Below are 21,491 nucleotides of genomic sequence, written 5' to 3'. Positions count from 1 at the left end.
CTGACCACAGCTTCTGCCATTTGATATCTTGACGGCCTGCTACTCGGCGACCGTCATGATTTCATCCAACGGCTTTTTCATCTTTGCCACTTTCGGTACCTTCGCATCTTCACTAGGATGACCAACCGCAACGATCATGATCGGTTTTTCGTGATCAGGGCGATCCAATAGTTTATTAAGGAATTTCATAGGGTTGGGTGTATGGGTCAGGGAGACCAACCCAGCGTGATGTAATGCCGTTAGCAGGAAGCCAGTCGCAATACCTGTACTCTCAGGCACATAGTAATTCTTGAACCGTACCCCATCGTCGAAATGGCCCCATCTCTGAGCGAATATCACAATTAACCACGGCGCATCTTCAAGGTGCGGCTTCTGGTCATTTGTCCCAATCGGTTCCAGCGCTTTCAGCCATTCATCCCCGGCACCGCCATCATAGAACTTGCGTTCCTCTTCTTCCGCTTCCTCACGAATTCGGCGCTTCATCTCGGGATTTGAAATTGCGACGAAGTGCCAAGGCTGATGATTAGCCCCTGATGGGGCGGTTCCTGCGGCCCGAATACACTCTTCAATGACTGCGCGTGACACAGGGCGGTCCGAATAATCCCGTACGGTATGGCGACGCTTCATCTTGTCATAAAATGCCAGCGCCTCACTCAACATCTCGTCATCCGGCATGTCCATACGATCAGGCAGATTCAAAGCTTTGTATTCAATGTGCTCGCGTGCAAACACCGGCAAAGTCCTCCGTATCCATCGCGCGTCGCAGGCGCTTTTTCCGTTATGGTACGGCTGTCAAAAAGGTGCAATCTCCTCTTACGTGCAATACGGACTCAGGAGATATTCCAATCATCCTCATGCGCTACCTCGCCGATCGCTGTCCAGGATACCCGAATTCTGGCAATGCGCGTATCAGACCAAGTCCGAAACACAGCATTAAATCCCTCGGGGGTAATATCTTCTGCCTGCACCTCAGCTCGCAGCGCAGATGACGTATCCACATCCCAAAGCGCCACACCGATCTGCACAAATGGCACTGATCGAAACGCCTCTTTGAACCGAATGGCGGTTCGGCGTTCGCGCGCGCCTTGCCCGGTCCACATATCTCCACCGTCGGCGAAATCGGAAAACAAAACGGATTCGCCCTGATCAATACCGATGGGATGGGTCAGAAATTTCTTCATCGTGTCGTCTTTTCTTTCAATTCCGGCACCTTACCCTGCACCTTTGACGAAATCACGACAAAAAAACGGCCCCGCAAAGCAGGGCCGTTTCGAATGGGTTGAGATGAACCTTTATAAGCTCATATGCGTTCCAAGGGCTTCCATATCAGCCAGCAACTTAGCTGCATCGTCGACTATGGATTGATCGTCACCCGCTTTCGCGGCCTCATGCGAGGCTCGGGCTTCCGCGATCAGGTCATCCATATGCGACCGGGTCACTTCCGCGACCGGAATGGCTTTTTCTGCCAGAACAGAAAGGCCATCGCCGTTGATCTGGGCAAACCCGCCGGTGACCAGGTATTCGCTGGCTCCTGCAGGTGCCTCGACCTTCAGGATGCCCGGGCGCAGCGTGGTAATTGTAGGGGCATGATCGGGCATTGCCGTCATGTCCCCGTCCGCGCCGGGAATCTGGACCGCCGTCGCCTCAAGCGAAGCGAGGCTCCGCTCGGGGCTGACGAGGTCGAATTGCATCGTGTTTGCCATCAGGGATACTCCTTAGGCGGCTTCTGCGGCCATCTTCTCCGCTTTGGCGATCACTTCTTCGATGCCGCCAACCATCAGGAAGGCCGCTTCGGGCAGGTGATCGTATTCGCCAGCGACAACCGCTTTGAACGACGCGATGGTCACATCCAGAGGAACCTGTACGCCGGGCGAACCGGTGAAGACTTCGGCCACGTCGAACGGCTGTGACAGGAAGCGTTCGATCTTACGGGCACGGGCCACGGTCAGTTTGTCCTCTTCCGACAGTTCGTCCATGCCGAGGATGGCGATGATGTCCTGCAGTGACTTGTAGCGCTGGAGGATCTGCTGAACGTCGGTCGCAACTTTGTAATGCTCTTCACCAACGATGGCCGGATCGAGCAGACGCGAGGTCGAGTCGAGCGGGTCAACCGCAGGGTAGATACCCTTTTCCGAGATCGCACGGTTAAGAACAGTGGTCGCGTCCAAGTGCGCAAACGAGGTTGCCGGCGCAGGGTCGGTAAGGTCGTCCGCAGGCACGTAGATCGCCTGCACGGACGTGATCGAGCCCGACTTGGTCGAGGTGATGCGTTCCTGCAGGGCGCCCATGTCGGTGGCCAGCGTCGGCTGGTAGCCCACCGCCGAAGGAATACGACCCAGCAGAGCCGAAACCTCGGAACCCGCCTGCGTAAAGCGGAAGATGTTGTCGACGAAGAACAGAACGTCGGTACCGGACTGGTCGCGGAACTGCTCGGCCAGAGTCAGACCGGTCAGAGCAACACGTGCACGCGCTCCGGGAGGTTCGTTCATCTGACCGTAAACCAGCGCAACCTGCGATTCTGACAGGTTGTCCGGCTTAATAACGTTCGATTCGATCATTTCGTGATACAGGTCGTTCCCTTCACGGGTCCGTTCACCAACACCCGCGAACACCGAGAAGCCCGAGTGCACTTTTGCGATGTTGTTGATCAGTTCCATGATCAGAACGGTTTTACCAACGCCGGCACCACCGAAGAGGCCAATTTTACCGCCTTTGGCGTAGGGGGCCAGCAGGTCAACAACCTTGATGCCTGTAACCAGAACTTCCGACTCGGTCGACTGTTCGTCGAATGTCGGTGCGGGCTGGTGGATCGCGCGGGCCTCAGATGCTTCAACCGGGCCTTTTTCGTCGATCGGTTCACCAACCACGTTCAGGATGCGGCCCAGGGTGGCGTTGCCAACCGGTACCGAGATCGGTGCGCCGGTGTCGGTCACGGCTTCGCCGCGGACCAGACCTTCGGTCGCGTCCATCGCGATGGTGCGGACAGTGTTTTCACCCAGGTGCTGAGCAACTTCCAACACCAGGCGCTTGCCGTTGTTGGTAGTTTCCAGCGCGTTCAGAATTTCAGGCAGCTGATCTTCGAAGTGCACGTCGACGACGGCCCCGATGATCTGTGTGACTTTGCCTTTTGCATTCGCCATGTTTCGTCTCCGGTATGTCTCTACAGCGCTTCGGCGCCGGAAATAATTTCAATCAGCTCGTTGGTGATCACGGCCTGACGCGAGCGGTTGAACTGGATCGTCAGTTTGTCGATCATTTCACCCGCGTTGCGTGTCGCGTTGTCCATCGCGGACATCCGTGCACCCTGTTCAGACGCTCCGTTTTCGAGCAGAGCCGAGAAGATCGCGGTCGCGACCCCCTTGGGAAGCAGGTCGGCCAGGATGGCCTCTTCGCTGGGCTCGTAATCGAACACGGCACCGCTGTCGTCACCCTCGGTTTCCTCGAACGAGGCGGGGATGACCTGCTGTGCTGTCGGGATCTGGGTCACAACGTTGACGAACTTCGAGTAGAAGATCGTGGCAACGTCGAACTCACCCCCGTCGAAACGTGACAGGACGTCCTTGGCGATGTCTTGCGCGTTGTTGTAGCCAATGCGCTTGACCTCACTCAGGTCGATATGCCCAACGAAAAGATCGCCAAAATCACGCTTGAGCGCATCGCGGCCTTTCTTGCCGACGGTCAAAACCTTGACCGTCTTGCCTTTGCCGCGCAGCTCGTCCGCTTTGGCGCGGGCAAGCTTGGCGATGTTCGCGTTGAAGCCGCCACACAGGCCGCGTTCAGCTGTCATCACAACCAGCAGATGGACATCATCGCTGCCCGTACCACGAAGCAACTTGGGAGCGCTGTCGCTGCCCCCTACCGACGCCGCCAGCCCCGCCATCACGGCATTGAACCGTTCGGCATAAGGGCGCGAGGCTTCGGCAGATTCCTGGGCGCGGCGCAGTTTTGCTGCCGCGACCATCTGCATGGCCTTGGTGATCTTGCGGGTCGATTTGACCGACTCGATCCTGTTTTTAAGGTCCTTCAGACTAGGCATCGGAACCCCCTATCAAGCGAAGGTCGCGGCGTATTCGTCGATCGCTGCCTTGAGTTTGTCTGCTGCGTCACCTTTGATCTTCGGATCTTCGTCGGTGATCCACTTCAGCAGGTCAGCGTGCTTACCGCGCAGGTGTGCCAGCAGGCCAGCCTCATAGCGGCCAACGTCAGATACGTCGATCTTGTCGAGGTAGCCGTTGGTGCCTGCGAAGATGACGCAGACGATTTCGGCGTTGGTCAGCGGCGAGTACTGAGGCTGTTTCATCAGCTCGGTCAGACGCGCACCACGGTTCAGCAGCTGCTGAGTTGCGGCGTCGAGGTCCGAACCGAACTGCGCAAACGCAGCCATTTCGCGGTACTGAGCCAGTTCCAGCTTAACCGGACCAGCAACCGATTTCATCGCATCGGTCTGAGCCGAGGAGCCCACACGCGAAACCGACAGACCGGTGTTCACAGCAGGACGGATACCTTGGTAGAACAGTTCTGTTTCCAGGAAGATCTGACCGTCGGTGATCGAGATCACGTTGGTCGGAATAAACGCCGAAACGTCACCACCCTGAGTTTCGATAACCGGCAGAGCCGTCAGCGAGCCTGCACCAAAGTCTTCGTTCAGCTTCGCCGAACGCTCCAGCAGACGCGAGTGGAGGTAGAAAACGTCGCCAGGATAGGCTTCACGTCCGGGCGGACGACGCAGCAGCAGCGACATCTGACGATAGGATACAGCCTGTTTCGACAGGTCATCATATATGATCAGCGCGTGGCGGCCGTTGTCACGGAAGTATTCAGCCATCGCAGTCGCGGCGTAAGGCGCCAGGAACTGCATCGGTGCCGGATCGGACGCGGTCGCGGCCACAACGATCGAGTATTCAATCGCGCCGGACTCTTCCAGTTTCTTCACCAGCTGCGCAACGGTTGAACGCTTCTGACCAACCGCAACGTAGACGCAGTACAGTTTCTTCGACTCGTCGTCGCCTGCTGCGTCGTTATAGACTTTCTGGTTCAGTATGGTGTCCAGGGCAACGGCAGTTTTGCCGGTCTGACGGTCACCAATGATCAACTCACGCTGGCCACGACCAATCGGGATCATCGCGTCAACCGATTTCAGGCCGGTTGCCATCGGCTCGTGCACCGATTTACGCGGGATGATGCCGGGGGCTTTAACGTCTGCAACGCCACGTTTGGAGGCATTGATCGGGCCTTTGCCGTCCAGCGGGTTGCCCAGACCGTCCACAACGCGGCCCAGCAGTTCGTCACCGATCGGAACGTCCACGATCGAGTTGGTGCGCTTAACAGTGTCACCTTCTTTGATGTCACGGTCAGAACCGAAGATAACGACACCGACGTTGTCGCTTTCTAGGTTCAGCGCCATGCCCATGATGCCACCGGGGAATTCGACCATCTCACCCGCTTGCACGTTGTCCAGGCCGTATACACGGGCAATCCCGTCACCGACGCTCAGCACGCGGCCGATTTCGGCCACTTCGGCTTCCTGACCAAAATTCTTGATCTGGTCCTTCAGGATTGCAGAAATCTCTGCAGCTTGGATTCCCATTTATCCGACCTCTTTCATTGCATTCTGTAGGGAGTTCAGCTTCGAACGGATCGAGCTATCGATCATTTTCGAGCCCACTTTAACGACAAGACCGCCGATGAGGCTTTCATCAACGGTCGCATTGATTGTCACGGTCTTGCCAACACGCTCGGACAGCGTCTTGGACAGTTTATCCATTTGAGTCTTGGTCAGTGCCTTGGCCGATGAGACATCGGCAGTCACTTCGCCGCGCTCATCCGCCAGCATGTCGCGCAGAACCTGTACCAGCTGCGGTACAACAAACAGGCGGCGTTTCTGCGCCATCAGACCCAGCGTATTGCGCAGGATGGCATGCAGGCCCATCTTGTCGGCAACTGCGGTGATTGCGCTTTCCTGTTCGGCGCGCGAAACCAGAGGCGATGCAATCAGGTCGCGCAATTCGGCGCTGTCGCCCAATGCTGCTGCCAGATCGTTGATTCCGGTTTCCAGACCTGCGAGGTCATTATTCTCTTTCGCGATCTCGAAGATCGCGGTGGCATAGCGCTCTGCGATGCCTGTGGAAATCGAAGCTGGTTCGGACACGTCCACCCTTCCGATATTTGAGGCCCCGATTTCGAGTAGCGGCCGCTACCTTGGGGCGTGAGGAAACCCCGTCCATTTAGGGCGGGGATCAAAATCACCGGGGATGTAGCAGAGGTGTTCCAACCAAGCAATACGCTATAGCGGTAACAGATTTATCCACAAATCTATATTTTTCATACACTTAAGCTAAGTGCGACCCTTTGGACCGATTGCGGCAGTTGAAAAATGTTACGAATATGCAGGTTTTTGCGATTCCTGTGACCTTTTTCCCGCATTTTTTCCATTCGAAGTGCCCCGGATTGTCACGCAGGTTTCAACAAACCATCCAGCGCTTTGATCGGACGTTTCGCGGCGTCTTTGGTGACGTTTCCACTGGGTGGCCGGATAAGTTTGGTCGCCTCAACCATCAGCACCCCTCCGGCCATGACGGTTGGAATCCGCTGTCCAGTTTTTTCGATCAGGCTACCTGATTTCAGCCAAAACCGACGAAACGAGGGCGGAAGATATAGCGCCGAGCAATGGCTTTCGGGTACAAAATGATGCGCGCGCAGTTGGTTCTCAAGCTGCGTAGTCGAATAGGGCTGCCCAAAGCCAAACGGCGTCCGGTCTGAACGTGACCAAAGTCCGGCCCGGTTCGGTACGACAAATAGTGCCCGCCCACCGGGTCCCAACACGCGCCAGCATTCTTCCAGCAACTGGCTGGGCCGGTTAGAGTTTTCCAAACCATGCATCACCACCAGTTTATCAACGTGACCAGTTTCGATTGGCCACATCGTCTCTTCGGTCAGAACCGAGACATTGGGCATTCCCGCTGGCCATGGCATTACGCCCTGCGGCCCCGGCATCAAGCCGATCACACGACGTGCATCTTTGAGGTAGGGCCGCAACAAAGGTACAGCAAAACCAAAACCTACTACAGTTTGCCCTTTGGCTTCGGGCCAAAGATCCACCAGTCGCCCACGGATCGCCGCTTGGGCCGCGCGACCTAGGGTGCTGCGATAGTAAAAATTCCTCAGATCCTGCACATCAAGATGCATTGCGGACACCCGGTCAATCGGCTTAGCTGGGCGCAGTCTAGCAATGAAAGGGCAAAAGGCCATGCCTCTTGAGATCGTAACCGTCCCCTGCCTGAGCGATAATTATGCCTTTCTCACCCACGATCCCGCTAGTGGCGAGACCGCATTGGTTGACGCGCCAGAATCCGCTCCGATACTGGCGGAACTTGAGGCGCGAGGCTGGCAATTAAGCCACGTGTTGCTGACTCACCACCATTGGGACCATGTGGATGGGTTGAGTGGTATACTGGAAAAACAACCTGCGCGCGTGATCGGCGCAAAGGCGGATGAACACCGGCTACCAAAACTCGACCAGGCAGTTGTTGAAGGTGACACATTCTATATAGGCAGCGAACCGGTCGAAGTTCTGGATGTCCCGGGTCATACCGTCGGGCACATTGCATTCTACATGCCGGAATCCGGCGCCGTCTTTACGGCGGACAGCCTGATGGCTTTGGGATGCGGTCGGTTGTTCGAGGGCACGCCCGCACAAATGTGGGCCTCTCTCAGCAAGCTAGCGGCCCTGCCAGATGAAACAATCGTGTGCTCGGGCCACGAATATACGCAGTCAAACGCCAAATTCGCCCTGACAATCGATCCTGACAACGCTGCCCTGCTGGATCGCGTGGCCGATATCAACCGCGCCCGCGCTGCCGGAGAACCCACAGTGCCCTCAGTTTTGGGGCAGGAAAAGGCGACAAATCCGTTTCTGCGCGCTGCGGATCCGGTGATTCAGGCCCATCTGGGTATGAAAAATTCTGACCCAGCGTCGGTTTTTGCCGAAATACGTGCCCGAAAAGACCGCTTTTAGTGCCTTTCAAGCCCCTATCACGGCCACGGTCACAACAAATGTGACTGTCAAGTGAAAGAAAACCCTTGAAGCCGGGCCACGATCAACCAAACTCTAATAGTATGAGGACATGGTTGGGATGGGGATCCGGCCTAAGGCCCCCTTCCGGCCCAATACAGAGGAGCACCCGCGTGCCTTCATTCTCGAGCACACTTGAACAAGCCATCCACGCGGCCCTTGCGGCGGCGAATGAACGGCGACATGAATTTGCAACGCTAGAGCATTTGCTGCTGGCGCTGCTGGAAGAACCCGACGCGATACGCGTTATGAAAGCATGCAGCGTTGATCTTGATGAGTTGCGCAGCACCTTGGTCGAATTCATCGACGAAGACCTGTCTAACCTCGTCACCGACATAGACGGGTCCGAGGCCGTGCCAACGGCTGCGTTCCAACGTGTCATCCAGCGTGCAGCGATCCATGTTCAAAGCTCTGGCCGCACCGAAGTGACCGGGGCGAATGTTCTGGTCGCTATCTTCGCCGAACGCGAAAGCAACGCGGCCTATTTCCTGCAAGAGCAAGACATGACCCGCTATGACGCGGTGAACTTTATCGCCCACGGTGTCGCAAAGGACCCGGCCTATGGTGAAAACCGGCCGGTGACTGGTGCGGATGAAGCCGAAGAAGAAGCGCAGACCACCTCTGGCGAGGCCGATCAAAAGGAAAGCGCGCTTGGCAAGTATTGCATCGATTTGAACGCAAAATCGCGCGCGGGAGATGTTGATCCGCTGATCGGACGCTCGGACGAGGTTGAACGCTGCATCCAGGTGCTGTGTCGCCGCCGCAAAAACAATCCCCTGTTGGTAGGGGACCCCGGTGTTGGCAAAACAGCCATCGCGGAAGGCTTGGCACATAAGATAGTGGCTGGAGAAGCTCCCGACGTTCTTGCGGAAACCACTATCTATTCGCTCGACATGGGGGCCTTGCTCGCAGGGACCCGCTATCGCGGTGACTTCGAAGAGCGGCTGAAAGCGGTTGTGACCGAGTTGGAAGAACACCCAGATGCGGTTCTCTTCATCGACGAAATTCACACCGTAATCGGTGCCGGAGCGACTTCGGGTGGGGCCATGGATGCATCGAACCTGCTGAAGCCGGCGCTGCAGGGTGGCAAACTGCGCACCATGGGCTCGACCACTTACAAGGAGTTCCGTCAGCATTTCGAAAAAGACCGTGCGCTTAGCCGCCGATTCCAGAAGATTGACGTAAACGAGCCTTCGGTCGAAGACAGCGTGAAGATTCTGCGTGGTCTGAAACCGTATTTTGAAGAGCATCACTCGATCAAATACACGGCGGATGCGATCAAGACGGCTGTCGAACTGTCGGCGCGCTACATCAATGACCGCAAACTGCCCGACAAGGCTATCGACGTAATCGATGAGGCCGGGGCGGCACAGCATCTGCTGGCCGAAAGCAAACGGCGCAAAACCATTGGCGTCAAAGAGATCGAGGCGGTGGTTGCAAAGATTGCGCGTATCCCGCCCAAGAACGTTACCAAGGATGACGCCGAGGTTCTGAAAGATCTCGAAACCTCGCTGAAACGCGTGGTGTTTGGTCAGGATGAAGCCATCGAAGCGCTGTCCAGCGCCATCAAACTGGCCCGTGCCGGTCTGCGGGAACCAGAGAAACCCATCGGAAACTACCTGTTTGCTGGTCCTACCGGTGTGGGTAAAACCGAGGTGGCGAAACAACTGGCGGATACGCTGGGTGTGGAACTGCTGCGCTTTGACATGTCGGAATATATGGAGAAGCACGCGGTCAGCCGCCTGATTGGTGCCCCTCCGGGTTATGTCGGGTTTGATCAGGGCGGTCTGTTGACCGATGGCGTCGACCAGCATCCGCATTGTGTGCTGTTGCTTGATGAAATCGAAAAGGCACACCCGGATGTGTTCAATATCCTGCTGCAGGTGATGGATCATGGCGAGTTGACCGATCACAACGGTCGAACGGTGAACTTCCGCAACGTCGTGCTGATTATGACCTCGAATGCAGGGGCTCAGGAACAAGCCAAGGCCGCCATCGGCTTTGCCCGCGACCGTCGCGAAGGCGAGGACACTGCAGCGATCGAACGCATGTTCACGCCGGAATTCCGCAACCGCCTAGACGCCGTGATCTCATTTGCGCCGCTGCCGAAAGAGGTCATCTTGCAGGTCGTCGAAAAGTTCGTCCTGCAGCTTGAAGCTCAATTGCTGGATCGTGGCGTGACCATCGATCTGACCCCCCGTGCCGCCGAATGGCTGGCCGACAAGGGCTATGATGACAAGATGGGTGCACGTCCGCTGGGACGTGTCATTCAGGAGCACATTAAGAAGCCTCTGGCCGAGGAGCTGCTGTTCGGTAAATTGGCCAAAGGTGGCGTGGTCCGTGTTTCGGTCAAAAAAGGCGAATTGAGCCTTGAAATCCTGGGGCCCGATCAGCCACGTATACCCGGTGACAAGCCCCCGCTGCTGACAGCAGACTGACCTTAATCTTGAAACCTGCTTGAACGCCTGCCAACTTCATTTGGCAGGCGTTTTTCATTTGCATAAGTCGGCTGAGAACAGGTGCAGAATTGCGTAGAATCGGTGCGTTGATATTTCCCGGGTTTGAATTGCTGGATGTCTTTGGTCCGATGGAGATGTTCGGTCTTCTGGAGGACGATTTCCAATTGGAACTTGTCGCTGAAACCCCAGGGCCAATTCAAAGCAACCAAAAGCTGAAAGCGATCGCGGAACACTCTATCAGCGACGATACCCATTATGATATCCTCTTCGTCCCCGGTGGTGCCGGAACGCGCCGCGAAGTCGGGAATCACCGCCTGCTGGATTGGATCTCGATCAGCGCCGAGAAGGTGGAGTTCACCCTGAGTGTTTGCACCGGCAGCGCCCTTCTTGCCAAAGCTGGTGTTTTGGACACTCGGCGCGCCACCACGAATAAGGCTGCGTATTCGTGGGTCCGCACGCAGGGGCCAAATGTCGACTGGGTGCCTCAGGCGCGATGGGTCGAAGATGGCCCCTTCCTGACATCATCCGGAGTTTCTGCCGGTATGGACATGACGCTGGGCGCTATCGCCTTGTTGCACGGAGAAGACAGAGCCGAGGAAGTTGCCAAGTGGTGCGAGTATTCGTGGCACAAGGACAAGAGCCACGATCCCTTTGCCCAAATTCACGGGTTGGTCTGATACCCGTTTGCTGCTTACCGCTCGGTCAGTTTCAACTCGATCCGACGATTCTGCGCACGGGCCTCGGGGGTGTCCGCTGGGTTAACGGGCTGGAATTCCCCGAACCCGTTTGCTGCAAGCCGATCCGGAGGAATACCCAGCGCATCAACCATATAGCGCACCACAGACAAAGCGCGGCCCTGGCTGAGTTCCCAATTGTCGCGATACCGTCCAGTACTCACAAGCGGTACATTGTCGGTATGCCCATCGACCCGGATGACCCAGTTCAATCCACCAGGGATTTCTGCGGCGACACTACGCAGAATATTGGCGACCTTGGCGACCTCTTGGCGGCCTTCGACAGACAACTCTGCCGAGCCTGTGGCAAAAAGAACCTCGGACGAGAATACGAATCTGTCACCCTCGATCCGAACACCTTCCTGATCGCCCAGCACATCCCGCAAACGCCCGAAGAATTCCGAGCGGTAACGTTGCAGATCTTCCGCCTGTGCTGTCAGCTCCTGGTTTTGACCGGCGAGTTCCTCTGCTTCGGCCTCAAGACGAATACGCTCGGCCTCTTCCAGCAACCTTCGGCGGCGCTCTTCCGAGGCCGCACGCGCGAGGGCCGCATTCAAATCCTGTCCCAGCGTTTGAACCTGAATTTCGGCTGCCGCATTTCGATCTTCATAATCATCCAAAAGCGCCTGCAATGATCCAAGCTGGCTGCGCAACGCCGACATCTGCTGATTTAACAGGGCGGTCTGCCGCTGCGCCTCTGCCGATATCTCTTTCTCTGACGCAAGTGTATCTTGTGCCAAAGCCAAGAGCGCAGCACGCTCGTCTGCGAGTGACTTTTGTTCGTCGACCTGCGCCTGAGCTTGCGTTTGTGCCTCTAGCGCAGCCTGAAGCTGAGCTCTTAACTCTTCGGCATTGATTTCGCCAAATTTCTGCTCCAACTCTGCCTGCGCGGCCCGCGCTGCGGCCAGCAAGGTCAGTGTTTCTTCGGCTTCCTTGCGTTGTGCTTCCAATGCGAGTGTCATCGCGGTCAGCTCGGCATCTGCATCCTGCAAACGATTGCGCAAGGTTTCCGCCGCAGCCGCCTCGGCCAGACGCGCGGCTACTTCTTCGGTCAGTTGTTGCTCAAGCTCAGTGATTTGAAGGGCTTGAGCATCTTTGTTGGTTTCAAGGTCGGCAATCAAGGCCTCAAGCGCTTCGCGCCGTGCAGCGGCCAGACGCGCGACTTCGGCTTGCGCGTCGATTTCCTGCCGACTTTGGGCAAGCGCCAGATTGAGGGCCTCTTGTTCGGTCAGCAGTTCATCACGCTGAGTTTCCAGCGCCGTAATATCTCCCTGTGCCCGCTCCTGATCAGCAAGCAACGCGGCGACCTGCGCCTCGAAGTCGGTGATGCGTCCTTGTGCTTGCGCCAAATCATCTTCGACCCGATTCAGGGTCGTGTTCAGCGTCCCCAATCGAGCTTGAAGACGGCTGTTTTCCCGCTCTTCCAACCCCAGCGCCCCAGCCAGTGCTGCGATTTCGTCGGACAGCGCGGTCAGTTCATCCTCTTGGCCTGAAATGGTCTCGCGCAGCACAAACTGGACAACCATGAAGATGGTCAACACAAAGGTCAAAACCATCAGCAAGCCGGTCATTGCGTCCACGAAACCGGGCCAGACCGAGCCCGAGAACCGTTGACCTGTGCGGCGAGACAGCGCCATCCGTTACTCTCCTTCCGGAGAGCTACGCACCGCGCCGCGTGGAAGAGTGAGTGCTTTGACCAGTAGCTCGAAATCCTTGCGCAGCTCGTTCATGCTGTCCTGACGACCGGCGGAAATCTCTTCGAGAATACGCAGTAGCTGTACATCCATCGATCGTAGGCGCATCCGGCTTTCGGCATCGATCCCCTCACCCGCGCCGTGTTCTCGCATATGATCCAGCAGTGCATCTTGCCCCAGCGCCACACGTTCCAATGCCGCCGTAACGCCTTCGGTCTGGGCTTGCCGTTGGTTCATTTCCCCGATCACATCAACCAATTGACCCAGTTTGGTTGAGACATTGATCCGGTCAACTTCTTGCGCCGAGAACATATCCTGCAGGGCATCCATCTGCTCGGACATCGCATCAAGAACCGGTGTCAGTACGGCCAGTTCGGCGCCCCCTTCATCACCCGCCGCAAATCCGACGCGGGTAATTGATGACAGCCATTCCTCCAACTCACGGTAAAAGCGGTTCTGGCCATGACCTGCAAATAATTCCAGCAAGCCGACGATCAGTGATCCAGCCAGGCCCAGCAGAGACGAGCCAAAGGCAACACCCATTCCCTGCAGCTGTGATTCCAGTCCCGTCATCAGACGATTGAAGACGGCCAAGCCCTCCTCGCCTTCTTGAGGGTTCAAGCTGCGGATTGTGTCGACGATGGCCGGAACCGTTGTAGCCAGTCCAAAGAAGGTACCCAAAAGACCAAGGTAGATCAGCACGTTGGTGATATAACGCGTGATCTCACGCTCCTCCTCCACCCGTTCGGCGACGGAATCGAGGATTGACCGGGTTGAGCTGGAACTGATCTGAGACCGCGCACCCCGTTCACGTAGAAGCGATGCCAGCGGAGCCAACAATTGCGGCGGGCGCGCATCGTCCCGCTCGACCCCGCCGATGAAAGCTTCGATCCAGCGAACCGAGCCAATCAACTGCGTAACTTGCAGAAAACAGGCGGCAACACCGATGACAAATACCAGCAGGATGAATCCGTTAAGATACAGATTGGCTTGAACGACGGGCAGCACATAGGGCAGCGCCATGAACACGCCTAGCCCCGACAGCCCGATTGCAATCAGCATCATCAAGATTTGACGGATCGGTTGTGAGAAATGCGGTCTCACGCCCTGATGTGCCTGCGCCATGCGCGTGGCTCCTGGTATTGTCTGCTCTGGGCTGAACCTAACGAAGTTCGTCCCGCGACGCCAAGAGTTTATGCACTGATTGTCCGCACCCGTTGCGACAACCACTCAAGGTCCGGGTCGTGCAGTCCAATATCTGTCAGATGCGACGCGGTATTATAGAGATACTCGGTATTCGGTCCACGCCCGCCAACCGCATGGGCGATGATCTGGGCTTGCTCTTCCAATGGCAGGCCACCGCAATACTGAACATGATGCGCGTCGATTACGTAAGTCACTGCATTCACGATCTTCCCGCAGTCCAGATGCACATCAAGCATTCGTTCAAGATATGCTGACGAGATCAGCTCGCGCTCGCGCAGCTCCGCCAAGGTGCGATCTTCATGTCCTGCTTCGACGGCCAGAGCCAATCCAGTGCAGAGCGCGTCGGGCTGCTCGTCTAGCGCCAGCACCAGGCCTGGATCTTCCTCGGTGCCACGATGGTGGATCGAACGCATACAGAAAGACCGGGCATAGCCATGCAAGGTGGCACGTTCACTGCGGGCTACCGGGAAACCCGGATTCCACAGCAGCGATCCATATCCGAATACCCACATCGTCATTGCACTGGTCCTTGCCTGTTTGGCCCTATAAACATCAAATCCGAGGCAGGAAAAAGGGCCATTCATCATGCGTCGCCTGATACGCGTTTTTGTATTTATCGCCCTTGCGTGGAGCGCCTACTGGTTTGTGGCCGGTTACGGGCTGCGCAATGCACTGACTGGTTGGTTTGACAGGCAGCAGGAATTGGGCTGGCAGGCTGACTTCTCAGACGTGACAACAGCCGGCTATCCGTTTCAGCACATCACGCGCCTAGACAACCCCGCTTTGGCCGATCCAGTTAACGGAACGGCATGGAGCGCGGATTGGATCGAGTTCCAAAGCCCAGCAATCTGGCCTGGCCGTCAGATGCTGCGCTTTGCCAGCACGCCACAGCGCCTGTCCTATTTCGACCAGACCACAACCGTTCAGGCTGAGGAGCTACAAGCCGAACTGCACCTCCAACCTGGCGTCGCACTGGTACTCGAGAAAATGGCGCTGACTTCTGAACGCTGGTTGCTGACCACCGAAGGTGATCCGCAGGCTGGTGGTCAAACGCTGGGTCTTGTGATGGAACAATCCGGAGCACCCGAAAGCTATGGGATTACGGCAAATGTCGACGGATTTACACCCGGTGATGATCTGAGGCGTCTGATGCGTTCATCCTCGACCCTACCGCAATCGTTCGAAACACTTGAACTGGATATGTTTGTCACTTTCGACAAACCTTGGGATCGCTCGGCGCTTGAGCAGCGTCGCCCTCAACCCGTCGAGATGGATCTGCGCTTGGCAGAGGTGAAATGGGGAGAGTTGCGTCTGTTCGCCACCGGAGAATTGAATGTAGACGAACAAGGCATCCCAACCGGTGAAATCGCGATGAAGGCGGAAAATTGGCGCGATATGATCGCGATGGCAAATGCTGCAGGCGCACTTCCTGATCAGGCAGTTGATCCGGTGACCCGCGCTTTGGGGTTCATGGCCGGTTTGGGCGGCAATCCAAATGCGCTGGATTTACAACTGAATTTCCGCGACGGGTTCGTCGCCTTGGGGCCTTTGCCACTGGGCCCTGCACCCCGGCTGGTTCTCCGTTAACGGCAATAAGTACCGCTTCGATACCGCGCGGTATCAAGGTGGAAATGATCCCGATGATAGCGATCCGAGTTTGGCCCCAGTACCGTGCCAAACGGCCCACAAGCGCCGCGCCAGACTTTGGTTAGTTGCTTCTTGGACGGATTTTTGCGCCAGCCATCCAGGACTGTCACCACCTCACCATCCGCCATCTTGAAACCCGATATGTCGATGGCGCGTCCCTTGCCGTGTTCGGAAATTCGCGCCCCTTTGCGGTTGTTCCGCGTTCGACAAGCGTAGTGCGCGGCGACCTGCAGTTCGACCACCGGACCACGTCGTTTGAACGTGGGTATAACGGCTTTGTCGACCCATTTGTTCAGTGCCTGCGCTGTTCCGCAATCCATCGTTGAAGGGCGGCTTAATTTGACCCCCGAAACCGATGTGATCTGAACCGCGTCCTTGATCCCACAGGCTTTGATCTTGCCGTTAACGCGCCCGACCGCCTTGCCCTGTATGTAGATGTCACCGCACACCGAGGTTTTGCGCAGCTTGCGTTTCTTGAAGAGAACTTGCTGTTCCAATTGTTCTGGTCGAACGAATGGCCGGATCGATTTCTCTGGCCCAAATAATGGGAGATCAACGGGTCGGGCCGCCGCGGCTGTTACCTGAGGTGAAGCAGGCCTTAGGATGGGGCGGACGTTGGAAGTGACAACTGTTGTTACCACCTCGGAGGTCCCTGGGCGTGTCAGCGGCACAAGAGAGGCTTCAGGCGCAGCGGAATGTGAAGTCGTTGCCGTCAATACGATGAAACCTATCAAAAAGCTGCTGCTCAAGCCTCTCATGTCGATGTCTTTCCCCGCCCAAAATCTGGTGCATCCGTATCCTGCCCAGCATCGATAATGCCTCGGCGGATTGCCCGAGTGCGCGTAAAGTAGTCGAACAATTGCTCTCCGTCACCTGTGCGGATAGCCCGTTGAAGTGCAAAGAGTTCTTCTGTGAAGCGTCCTAGAATCTCCAGCGTCGCGTCCTTGTTGGTCAAGAACACATCGCGCCACATGGTCGGATCCGAAGCTGCGATTCGCGTAAAGTCGCGGAAGCCGGCGGCCGAGTATTTGATAACTTCGGTGTCTGTAACCCGCCGAAGATCATCTGCGACACCCACCATCGTGTAGGCGATCAGGTGCGGAGCATGCGAGGTAACGGCAAGAACCAAATCATGGTGATCAGCGTCCATCTCATCTACATTCGAACCCATGCCTTCCCAGAAGGTGCGCAATTGTGCGATTGCGTCTATATCTGAACCTTCTACCGGCACCAGCAGACACCAGCGGTTGTCAAACAGCTCGGCGAAACCAGCTTCGGGGCCGGAATGTTCGGTTCCGGCTAGAGGGTGGGCAGGAATGAAATGGACCCCATCGGGGATGTGCGGCGAGACAGCCTTGATCACATGACGCTTGACCGACCCGACATCCGAAACTGTTGCACCCGGCTTCAGAACTGGTGCGATATCTTCTGCCACGGCTCCCATCGCCCCAACAGGAACACAAAGGACCACCAGGTCAGCATCTTCGACTGCCTCTTGCGCGGTATCGCATACCCGGTCGCAAAGTCCGATACGACGCGCAGTCTCACGAGTCGCCTCGGATCGGGCATAACCCGTCACTTCGCCTGCAAGCCCGGCGCGTTTGATCGCCCAGAACATGGAGGAAGCGATTAGGCCCAGCCCAATCAGCGCCACACGGTCGTATATCTGGGTCATGCAGTGCCCCCTTTGAACGCGGTAATGGCTGCAACCACGTGGCGGCAGGCGTTTTCGTCACCTACGGTAATCCGCAGAGCGTTTGGCAGGTTGTAGCCCGCAACCCGCCGAACGATCAAACCCTGAGTTTTTAGGAAATCGTCACAAGCCTCAGCCTCGTTCCGATCAGCAAAGCGGGCGAGTACGAAATTGGTGCAGGAGGCATCTGAAGCCACTCCAACCTTGGCCAGTTCCTCGGACAACCAAATGCGAAGGCGCGCATTCTCTGACTGGCAAAACCGCAGATATTCTTCGTCGCCTACAGCGGCTTCTGCGGCTGCCAGAGCGGTCAAAGACAGATTGAAGGGCTGCCGGACGCGGTTCAGCACGTCGATTATCTCTTTCGCTGCATAGCCCCAGCCAACGCGCATGCCCCCAAGACCGTACACCTTGGAGAATGTTCGGGTCATGATGACGTTGCTAAACCGGTCAACCAACCCTGCCCCGCCATCAAAACCGTCGACAAATTCTGCATAGGCGCCATCCAGCACCATTAGGCAATCGTTGGGCAACCCCTGCGCCAATCGTACCAACTCTGCGTCAGAAACCATTGTTGAAGTCGGGTTCCCTGGATTGGTTACAAAGACAATCCGTGTCCGGCCTGTGACCGAAGCAAGGATGTTATCCACGTCCACTCGGCGATCCCGCTCGGAAACCATGACCGGGGTCGCCCCAGCCATGCGCGCGATGATTGGGTACATGGAAAACCCATGCTCGGTATAAATCACCTCATCGCCCGGCCCGGCATAGGCCTGCGCTACGAATTGCAGCACCTCGTCACTGCCGACGCCGCATATAATACGGTCCGGGTTCAACCCATGCTTTTCAGCAATCGCGTTGCGCAGGCTGGCGTGATCGGTGCTGGGATAACGATGCAACGAAGCTGCGCTATCGCGCACGGCCTCGATTGCCTTGGGGCTTGGTCCGAAAGGGTTTTCATTGGAACTCAGCTTGATGACTTCAGCCACGCCCTCAACATGTGACTGCCCGCCCTGATACAGTGCGATGTCCATAATGCCGGGTTGTGGGGTGATCTGGTTCATGAGGGGCTCCAATAACGTGGCCCCTCTTACCCTTCTCATCGCATTGAGAAAAGCGGCAATTCCTTCAGACCGCCTCGAAGCAGGTCATCGCCGGTTCAGCAGAATGAAATGCCCGGATATCCTCGGCTCAGCCCTTGCGCTATCGCAACGCTCACCGATGGGTGCCTCCTCGGATCCGCCTCTTCATCTGGCTCAAAATATCTCGGGGGAGTCGCAAAGCGACGGGGGCAGAGCCCCCAAAATCAAAAAAGACCGCGCTTAAAGCGCGGCCCTTAAACTCAGCAGATCGGCGAAGATTAGTTCTTCGCGTAGAATTCGACGACCAGGTTCGGTTCCATCATAACCGGGTAAGGCACATCGCTCAGGCCAGGTGCGCGCACAAACGTTGCAGTCATTTTCGAGTGATCCGCATCGATGTAGTCTGGGACATCACGCTCTGCCAGAGCAGCCGCTTCCAGAACAACGGCCAATTGCTTGGACTTGTCGCGCACTTCGATCACGTCACCTTCCTTGACACGGTAGCTGGGGATGTTGACCCGCTTGCCGTTCACTTTGACGTGGCCGTGGTTCACGAATTGACGCGCGGCAAACACGGTTGCAACAAACTTGGCACGGTAGACAACAGCGTCCAGACGACGTTCCAGCAGACCGATCAGGTTTTCACCGGTGTCACCGTTTACACGAACAGCTTCGGCGTAGATGCGGCGGAACTGCTTCTCGGTCAGGTCGCCATAATAGCCTTTCAGCTTCTGCTTGGCACGCAGCTGCAGACCGAAGTCCGACAGTTTGCCCTTGCGGCGCTGACCGTGCTGGCCGGGGCCGTATTCACGACGGTTGACCGGGGATTTCGGACGACCCCAGATGTTTTCGCCCATCCGGCGGTCGATTTTGTACTTGGCAGACGTGCGTTTGGTCACGGCTGATCTCCTTCGTTTGGTCGAGGCCACATTGGCCACTATGAAGGGCGTTGTCCTCTTGAGGTTTCCCCCATGACAGGCATCCCCTTGCGGGGGCCACCAACACCAATGAAGCCGCGCTTATATCTGCAGTTTTACCAGAGTCAACATGCCGAACCGAACAGTCGGGCCGTTTTCCGTATTATTCATACAATTTTCAGCGGTGCGGCCTGCTATTCAGCGGCAACACCCACGATTTTTGGCATATCTGCGGGAATTGCGATCACCCCAGCCGCAGAACCGGGGAAGGCAATCACCTTACTGTCATCGATAAATCCAATATCGGCGGGCTCCACATTCTCAGCCGCCTCACTGACCCAAAACTCTTGATCCGCTTCGGGGCATCCGTCCTTGAAAATCAACATCAGAGAAGAACCACCGACAATTTGCACAAGCTCGGCAGTGAATTTCTGCGCTCCATTTGTCAGCTCGACGAGCGAGCCCTGAGCTACAGCAAGCGGGTCAAAAGCAACATCCGCTCGTGCCGCCAGCGCTGATACAACATTTGAGTATGCATCGTTCTGAACATAAACATCAGCATCTGCCGACAATTCGATCTTGCGGCCCCGCCAAGACCAAGCTGCACCGACAACCATATGGGCAAGAGGCGCCGCCTCAAGCCCGTCAATCTCTGTCTGCGACCAAGATATCGCTACCTGACCGTTAAACCCGGTTCCCATATACCCGCCCGTACATTTACTCGCCCAACTTTTTATGTTGCATATGTATCAGTGAAAAAATGGGCGGAAAAGAGACTGAAATGCAGCATTCACAAAATTGTTGCCAAAGAACAAAGTCAATTTGAGACTTAACCCTTTTCACCACCAGGCTACATGAATGCAGCCCTGCAAGTATCAGTTAACTCGATCCCGCAGTCGGCCGATCTTGTGATTGAAATTCCCGATGGGCACGCTGAATCATTTGACAAGGGTATCCGGTCTTAAGACCTCTACGAAAGCACCATCAATGAGTTGTGATTGCTGTGAAATCGCCCATGGTGCGTAGAAGTAGTATGGACGAGACCTGATTTCGAAATGCAAGCGCGACAGGTGTTACTGAAACATTCCTTTGACAAAAGCACGCATTTTGCGCAGGGCGTGCCAGAAATGAAGAGGCCCTTGGATTACCCTGATTCAATGGCAAGATCGAACTGGATGTCAGAGATTCTGAATCTGACTGGGCTCCGTTCGCGCAACAGCTGCCGCAGAAAGTGCCTCGAATGTCCTCCTTGTGCTACTCGATGATACCAGTCTGGGTGACTAGTCCCCTTTTGGCAGCAAGATCAAATTGCCCACGGTGGATGAGCTTGCGGAACAAGGGCTGACCTATACGAAGAGGCGCGCAATCGCGCTGTATTCTCCCACACGATCCAGCCTTCTAACCGGACGAAACCATTACCTGAATGGCATGGCGGCCATCACCGACACTGCAGATAGATTTCCAGGTGCCAGCGGGCGTTTCCCGCCCAAAGTGACAACTATTGCCGAAGTGTTGCGGGCCAATGGCTACAGCACATTCTGGATTGGCAAGATCCATAATGCACCCAAACAGGATGTGGCCTCAGGCGCCAGCCACACGGAACGGCCTCTGAACCTGAGATTTGACCGTTTCTGCGGCTTCCTCGGAGGTAAAACCAACCAATGGTATCCGGACCTTGTTGAAGACAACCACTTCATCGAACAGCCCTACGGTCCCAATGATGGCTATCGCCCGTCCTAAGATCTGGCGATTAGGCAATCCATATGTTGCGGGATCAGAACTCAACCAACCCGTACATGGTAACAGCCTTGAGAATCCGACGGGCTGGCAATGGGCCCCGTCCACAATGCGATCCAGAGGAGTTGGAAAGCTACCCAAAACCCTGCAGTGGATAGTTTCACTTCCTATCAAGCGGTACTCTCAAGGCCGGACGGCAGTTATCTCACCGCGCGCGACGCCGCGCTGAAGGTCCGCGAGATCCAAATGAC

At 56.4% G+C, this 21,491-nt stretch carries 21 protein-coding genes; 5 read left to right on the top strand and 16 right to left on the bottom strand.

Annotated features, from left to right (window positions below; all coding sequences use genetic code 11):
* Window positions 1-39: 39 nt before the first annotated feature.
* From G7G_RS0112495 to G7G_RS0112460, 8 genes are all read right to left on the bottom strand, one after another.
* Window positions 40-732: a nitroreductase family protein gene (locus G7G_RS0112495; RefSeq protein ID WP_010441766.1), complete on the bottom strand. Its 693-nt coding sequence runs from the start codon at window positions 730-732 to the stop codon at window positions 40-42.
* 98 nt (window positions 733-830) lie between these two features.
* Complete coding sequence (locus tag G7G_RS0112490) at window positions 831-1,181, bottom strand: H-type lectin domain-containing protein (RefSeq protein WP_010441765.1); 351 nt, start codon at window positions 1,179-1,181, stop codon at window positions 831-833.
* Between the two features lie 111 nt (window positions 1,182-1,292).
* Window positions 1,293-1,703 (bottom strand): F0F1 ATP synthase subunit epsilon, encoded by a 411-nt coding sequence (locus tag G7G_RS0112485; protein WP_010441764.1) that lies wholly within the window; start codon window positions 1,701-1,703, stop codon window positions 1,293-1,295.
* Window positions 1,704-1,715: 12 nt separating this feature from the next.
* On the bottom strand, window positions 1,716-3,140 hold the full coding sequence (atpD, locus tag G7G_RS0112480; RefSeq protein WP_010441763.1) for a F0F1 ATP synthase subunit beta: 1,425 nt from the start codon (window positions 3,138-3,140) through the stop codon (window positions 1,716-1,718).
* A 20-nt stretch (window positions 3,141-3,160) separates the two neighbouring features.
* Window positions 3,161-4,036 (bottom strand): F0F1 ATP synthase subunit gamma, encoded by an 876-nt coding sequence (locus tag G7G_RS0112475; RefSeq protein ID WP_010441762.1) that lies wholly within the window; start codon window positions 4,034-4,036, stop codon window positions 3,161-3,163.
* A 12-nt stretch (window positions 4,037-4,048) separates the two neighbouring features.
* The gene (gene atpA, locus G7G_RS0112470) at window positions 4,049-5,587 is read right to left on the bottom strand and encodes a F0F1 ATP synthase subunit alpha (protein WP_010441761.1); all 1,539 of its coding nucleotides are present in this window, start codon (window positions 5,585-5,587) and stop codon (window positions 4,049-4,051) included.
* Window positions 5,588-6,148, bottom strand: a complete 561-nt coding sequence (locus tag G7G_RS0112465; protein ID WP_010441760.1) for a F0F1 ATP synthase subunit delta — start codon at window positions 6,146-6,148, stop codon at window positions 5,588-5,590. It abuts the gene before it with no gap.
* Window positions 6,149-6,450: 302 nt separating this feature from the next.
* Window positions 6,451-7,185 (bottom strand): class I SAM-dependent methyltransferase, encoded by a 735-nt coding sequence (locus G7G_RS0112460; protein WP_010441759.1) that lies wholly within the window; start codon window positions 7,183-7,185, stop codon window positions 6,451-6,453.
* A 61-nt stretch (window positions 7,186-7,246) separates the two neighbouring features.
* Here G7G_RS0112460 and gloB point away from each other — a divergent pair, with 61 nt between their 5' ends.
* The 3 genes from gloB (at window position 7,247) to G7G_RS0112445 (ending at window position 11,207) form a co-directional block, all read left to right on the top strand.
* On the top strand, window positions 7,247-8,014 hold the full coding sequence (gene gloB, locus G7G_RS0112455; protein WP_029621977.1) for a hydroxyacylglutathione hydrolase: 768 nt from the start codon (window positions 7,247-7,249) through the stop codon (window positions 8,012-8,014).
* Window positions 8,015-8,184: 170 nt separating this feature from the next.
* A complete protein-coding gene (clpA, locus tag G7G_RS0112450) occupies window positions 8,185-10,509 on the top strand; it encodes an ATP-dependent Clp protease ATP-binding subunit ClpA (RefSeq protein ID WP_010441757.1) in 2,325 nt (774 codons plus the stop codon).
* An 89-nt stretch (window positions 10,510-10,598) separates the two neighbouring features.
* Entirely contained in the window at window positions 10,599-11,207 is a 609-nt protein-coding gene (locus G7G_RS0112445) for a DJ-1/PfpI family protein (RefSeq protein WP_010441756.1), read from the top strand.
* 14 nt (window positions 11,208-11,221) lie between these two features.
* On the opposite strand, the gene G7G_RS0112440 is transcribed toward G7G_RS0112445, so the two are convergent.
* The 3 genes from G7G_RS0112440 to G7G_RS0112430 all read right to left on the bottom strand — a co-directional run bounded on the left by G7G_RS0112440 (window position 11,222) and on the right by G7G_RS0112430 (window position 14,682).
* Window positions 11,222-12,901, bottom strand: coding sequence for a peptidoglycan -binding protein (locus tag G7G_RS0112440; protein ID WP_010441755.1), 1,680 nt, complete (start codon window positions 12,899-12,901; stop codon window positions 11,222-11,224).
* A gap of 3 nt (window positions 12,902-12,904) precedes the next feature.
* A complete protein-coding gene (locus tag G7G_RS0112435) occupies window positions 12,905-14,083 on the bottom strand; it encodes a hypothetical protein (protein WP_010441754.1) in 1,179 nt (392 codons plus the stop codon).
* A gap of 68 nt (window positions 14,084-14,151) precedes the next feature.
* A complete protein-coding gene (locus G7G_RS0112430) occupies window positions 14,152-14,682 on the bottom strand; it encodes a gamma-glutamylcyclotransferase (RefSeq protein WP_029621976.1) in 531 nt (176 codons plus the stop codon).
* Between the two features lie 67 nt (window positions 14,683-14,749).
* Between G7G_RS0112430 and G7G_RS0112425 the strand changes: the two genes are divergently transcribed.
* Window positions 14,750-15,751 carry a DUF2125 domain-containing protein gene (locus tag G7G_RS0112425; protein WP_010441752.1) on the top strand — a complete coding sequence of 334 codons (1,002 nt, stop codon included), beginning with the start codon at window positions 14,750-14,752 and terminating at the stop codon, window positions 15,749-15,751.
* Here the strand turns inward: G7G_RS0112425 and G7G_RS0112420 are convergent.
* The 5 genes from G7G_RS0112420 to G7G_RS0112400 form a co-directional block, all read right to left on the bottom strand.
* Window positions 15,748-16,569, bottom strand: coding sequence for an extensin-like domain-containing protein (locus G7G_RS0112420; protein WP_010441751.1), 822 nt, complete (start codon window positions 16,567-16,569; stop codon window positions 15,748-15,750). The two genes, G7G_RS0112425 and G7G_RS0112420, sit on opposite strands and share 4 nt — an antisense overlap.
* The gene (locus G7G_RS0112415; protein WP_010441750.1) at window positions 16,566-17,486 is read right to left on the bottom strand and encodes a prephenate/arogenate dehydrogenase family protein; all 921 of its coding nucleotides are present in this window, start codon (window positions 17,484-17,486) and stop codon (window positions 16,566-16,568) included. Before G7G_RS0112415 ends, G7G_RS0112420 begins: the two co-directional genes overlap by 4 nt.
* Complete coding sequence (hisC, locus tag G7G_RS0112410) at window positions 17,483-18,568, bottom strand: histidinol-phosphate transaminase (protein WP_010441749.1); 1,086 nt, start codon at window positions 18,566-18,568, stop codon at window positions 17,483-17,485. Before hisC ends, G7G_RS0112415 begins: the two co-directional genes overlap by 4 nt.
* Window positions 18,569-18,864: 296 nt before the next feature.
* Window positions 18,865-19,485: a 30S ribosomal protein S4 gene (gene rpsD / locus G7G_RS0112405; protein ID WP_010441748.1), complete on the bottom strand. Its 621-nt coding sequence runs from the start codon at window positions 19,483-19,485 to the stop codon at window positions 18,865-18,867.
* A gap of 212 nt (window positions 19,486-19,697) precedes the next feature.
* Entirely contained in the window at window positions 19,698-20,204 is a 507-nt protein-coding gene (locus tag G7G_RS0112400) for a hypothetical protein (RefSeq protein ID WP_010441747.1), read from the bottom strand.
* A gap of 601 nt (window positions 20,205-20,805) precedes the next feature.
* On the opposite strand from G7G_RS0112400, the gene G7G_RS0112390 reads away from it, so the two are divergent.
* Window positions 20,806-21,243: a sulfatase-like hydrolase/transferase gene (locus tag G7G_RS0112390; RefSeq protein WP_259462640.1), complete on the top strand. Its 438-nt coding sequence runs from the start codon at window positions 20,806-20,808 to the stop codon at window positions 21,241-21,243.
* The last annotated feature ends 248 nt before the right edge of the window (window positions 21,244-21,491 follow it).

Origin of the sequence: Ruegeria conchae (assembly GCF_000192475.1) — a bacterium.
GTDB classification, from domain to species: Bacteria; Pseudomonadota; Alphaproteobacteria; order Rhodobacterales; family Rhodobacteraceae; genus Ruegeria; species Ruegeria conchae.
Note: the sequence above shows the minus strand (reverse complement) of the source record. Positions and strands in the feature narration are given on the sequence as shown.

Excerpts from the sequence above, each read along its gene's own strand:
- G7G_RS0112490 (WP_010441765.1), bottom strand. The coding sequence starts at position 1,181 with ATGAAGAAATTTCTGACCCATCCCATCGGTATTGATCAGGGCGAATCC.
- G7G_RS0112485 (WP_010441764.1), bottom strand. The coding sequence starts at position 1,703 with ATGGCAAACACGATGCAATTCGACCTCGTCAGCCCCGAGCGGAGCCTC.
- atpD (WP_010441763.1), bottom strand. The coding sequence starts at position 3,140 with ATGGCGAATGCAAAAGGCAAAGTCACACAGATCATCGGGGCCGTCGTC.
- G7G_RS0112475 (WP_010441762.1), bottom strand. The coding sequence starts at position 4,036 with ATGCCTAGTCTGAAGGACCTTAAAAACAGGATCGAGTCGGTCAAATCG.
- atpA (WP_010441761.1), bottom strand. The coding sequence starts at position 5,587 with ATGGGAATCCAAGCTGCAGAGATTTCTGCAATCCTGAAGGACCAGATC.
- G7G_RS0112460 (WP_010441759.1), bottom strand. The coding sequence starts at position 7,185 with ATGCATCTTGATGTGCAGGATCTGAGGAATTTTTACTATCGCAGCACC.
- gloB (WP_029621977.1), top strand. The coding sequence starts at position 7,247 with ATGCCTCTTGAGATCGTAACCGTCCCCTGCCTGAGCGATAATTATGCC.
- G7G_RS0112440 (WP_010441755.1), bottom strand. The coding sequence starts at position 12,901 with ATGGCGCTGTCTCGCCGCACAGGTCAACGGTTCTCGGGCTCGGTCTGG.
- G7G_RS0112435 (WP_010441754.1), bottom strand. The coding sequence starts at position 14,083 with ATGGCGCAGGCACATCAGGGCGTGAGACCGCATTTCTCACAACCGATC.
- G7G_RS0112430 (WP_029621976.1), bottom strand. The coding sequence starts at position 14,682 with ATGACGATGTGGGTATTCGGATATGGATCGCTGCTGTGGAATCCGGGT.
- G7G_RS0112425 (WP_010441752.1), top strand. The coding sequence starts at position 14,750 with ATGCGTCGCCTGATACGCGTTTTTGTATTTATCGCCCTTGCGTGGAGC.
- G7G_RS0112420 (WP_010441751.1), bottom strand. The coding sequence starts at position 16,569 with ATGAGAGGCTTGAGCAGCAGCTTTTTGATAGGTTTCATCGTATTGACG.
- G7G_RS0112415 (WP_010441750.1), bottom strand. The coding sequence starts at position 17,486 with ATGACCCAGATATACGACCGTGTGGCGCTGATTGGGCTGGGCCTAATC.
- hisC (WP_010441749.1), bottom strand. The coding sequence starts at position 18,568 with ATGAACCAGATCACCCCACAACCCGGCATTATGGACATCGCACTGTAT.
- G7G_RS0112400 (WP_010441747.1), bottom strand. The coding sequence starts at position 20,204 with ATGGGAACCGGGTTTAACGGTCAGGTAGCGATATCTTGGTCGCAGACA.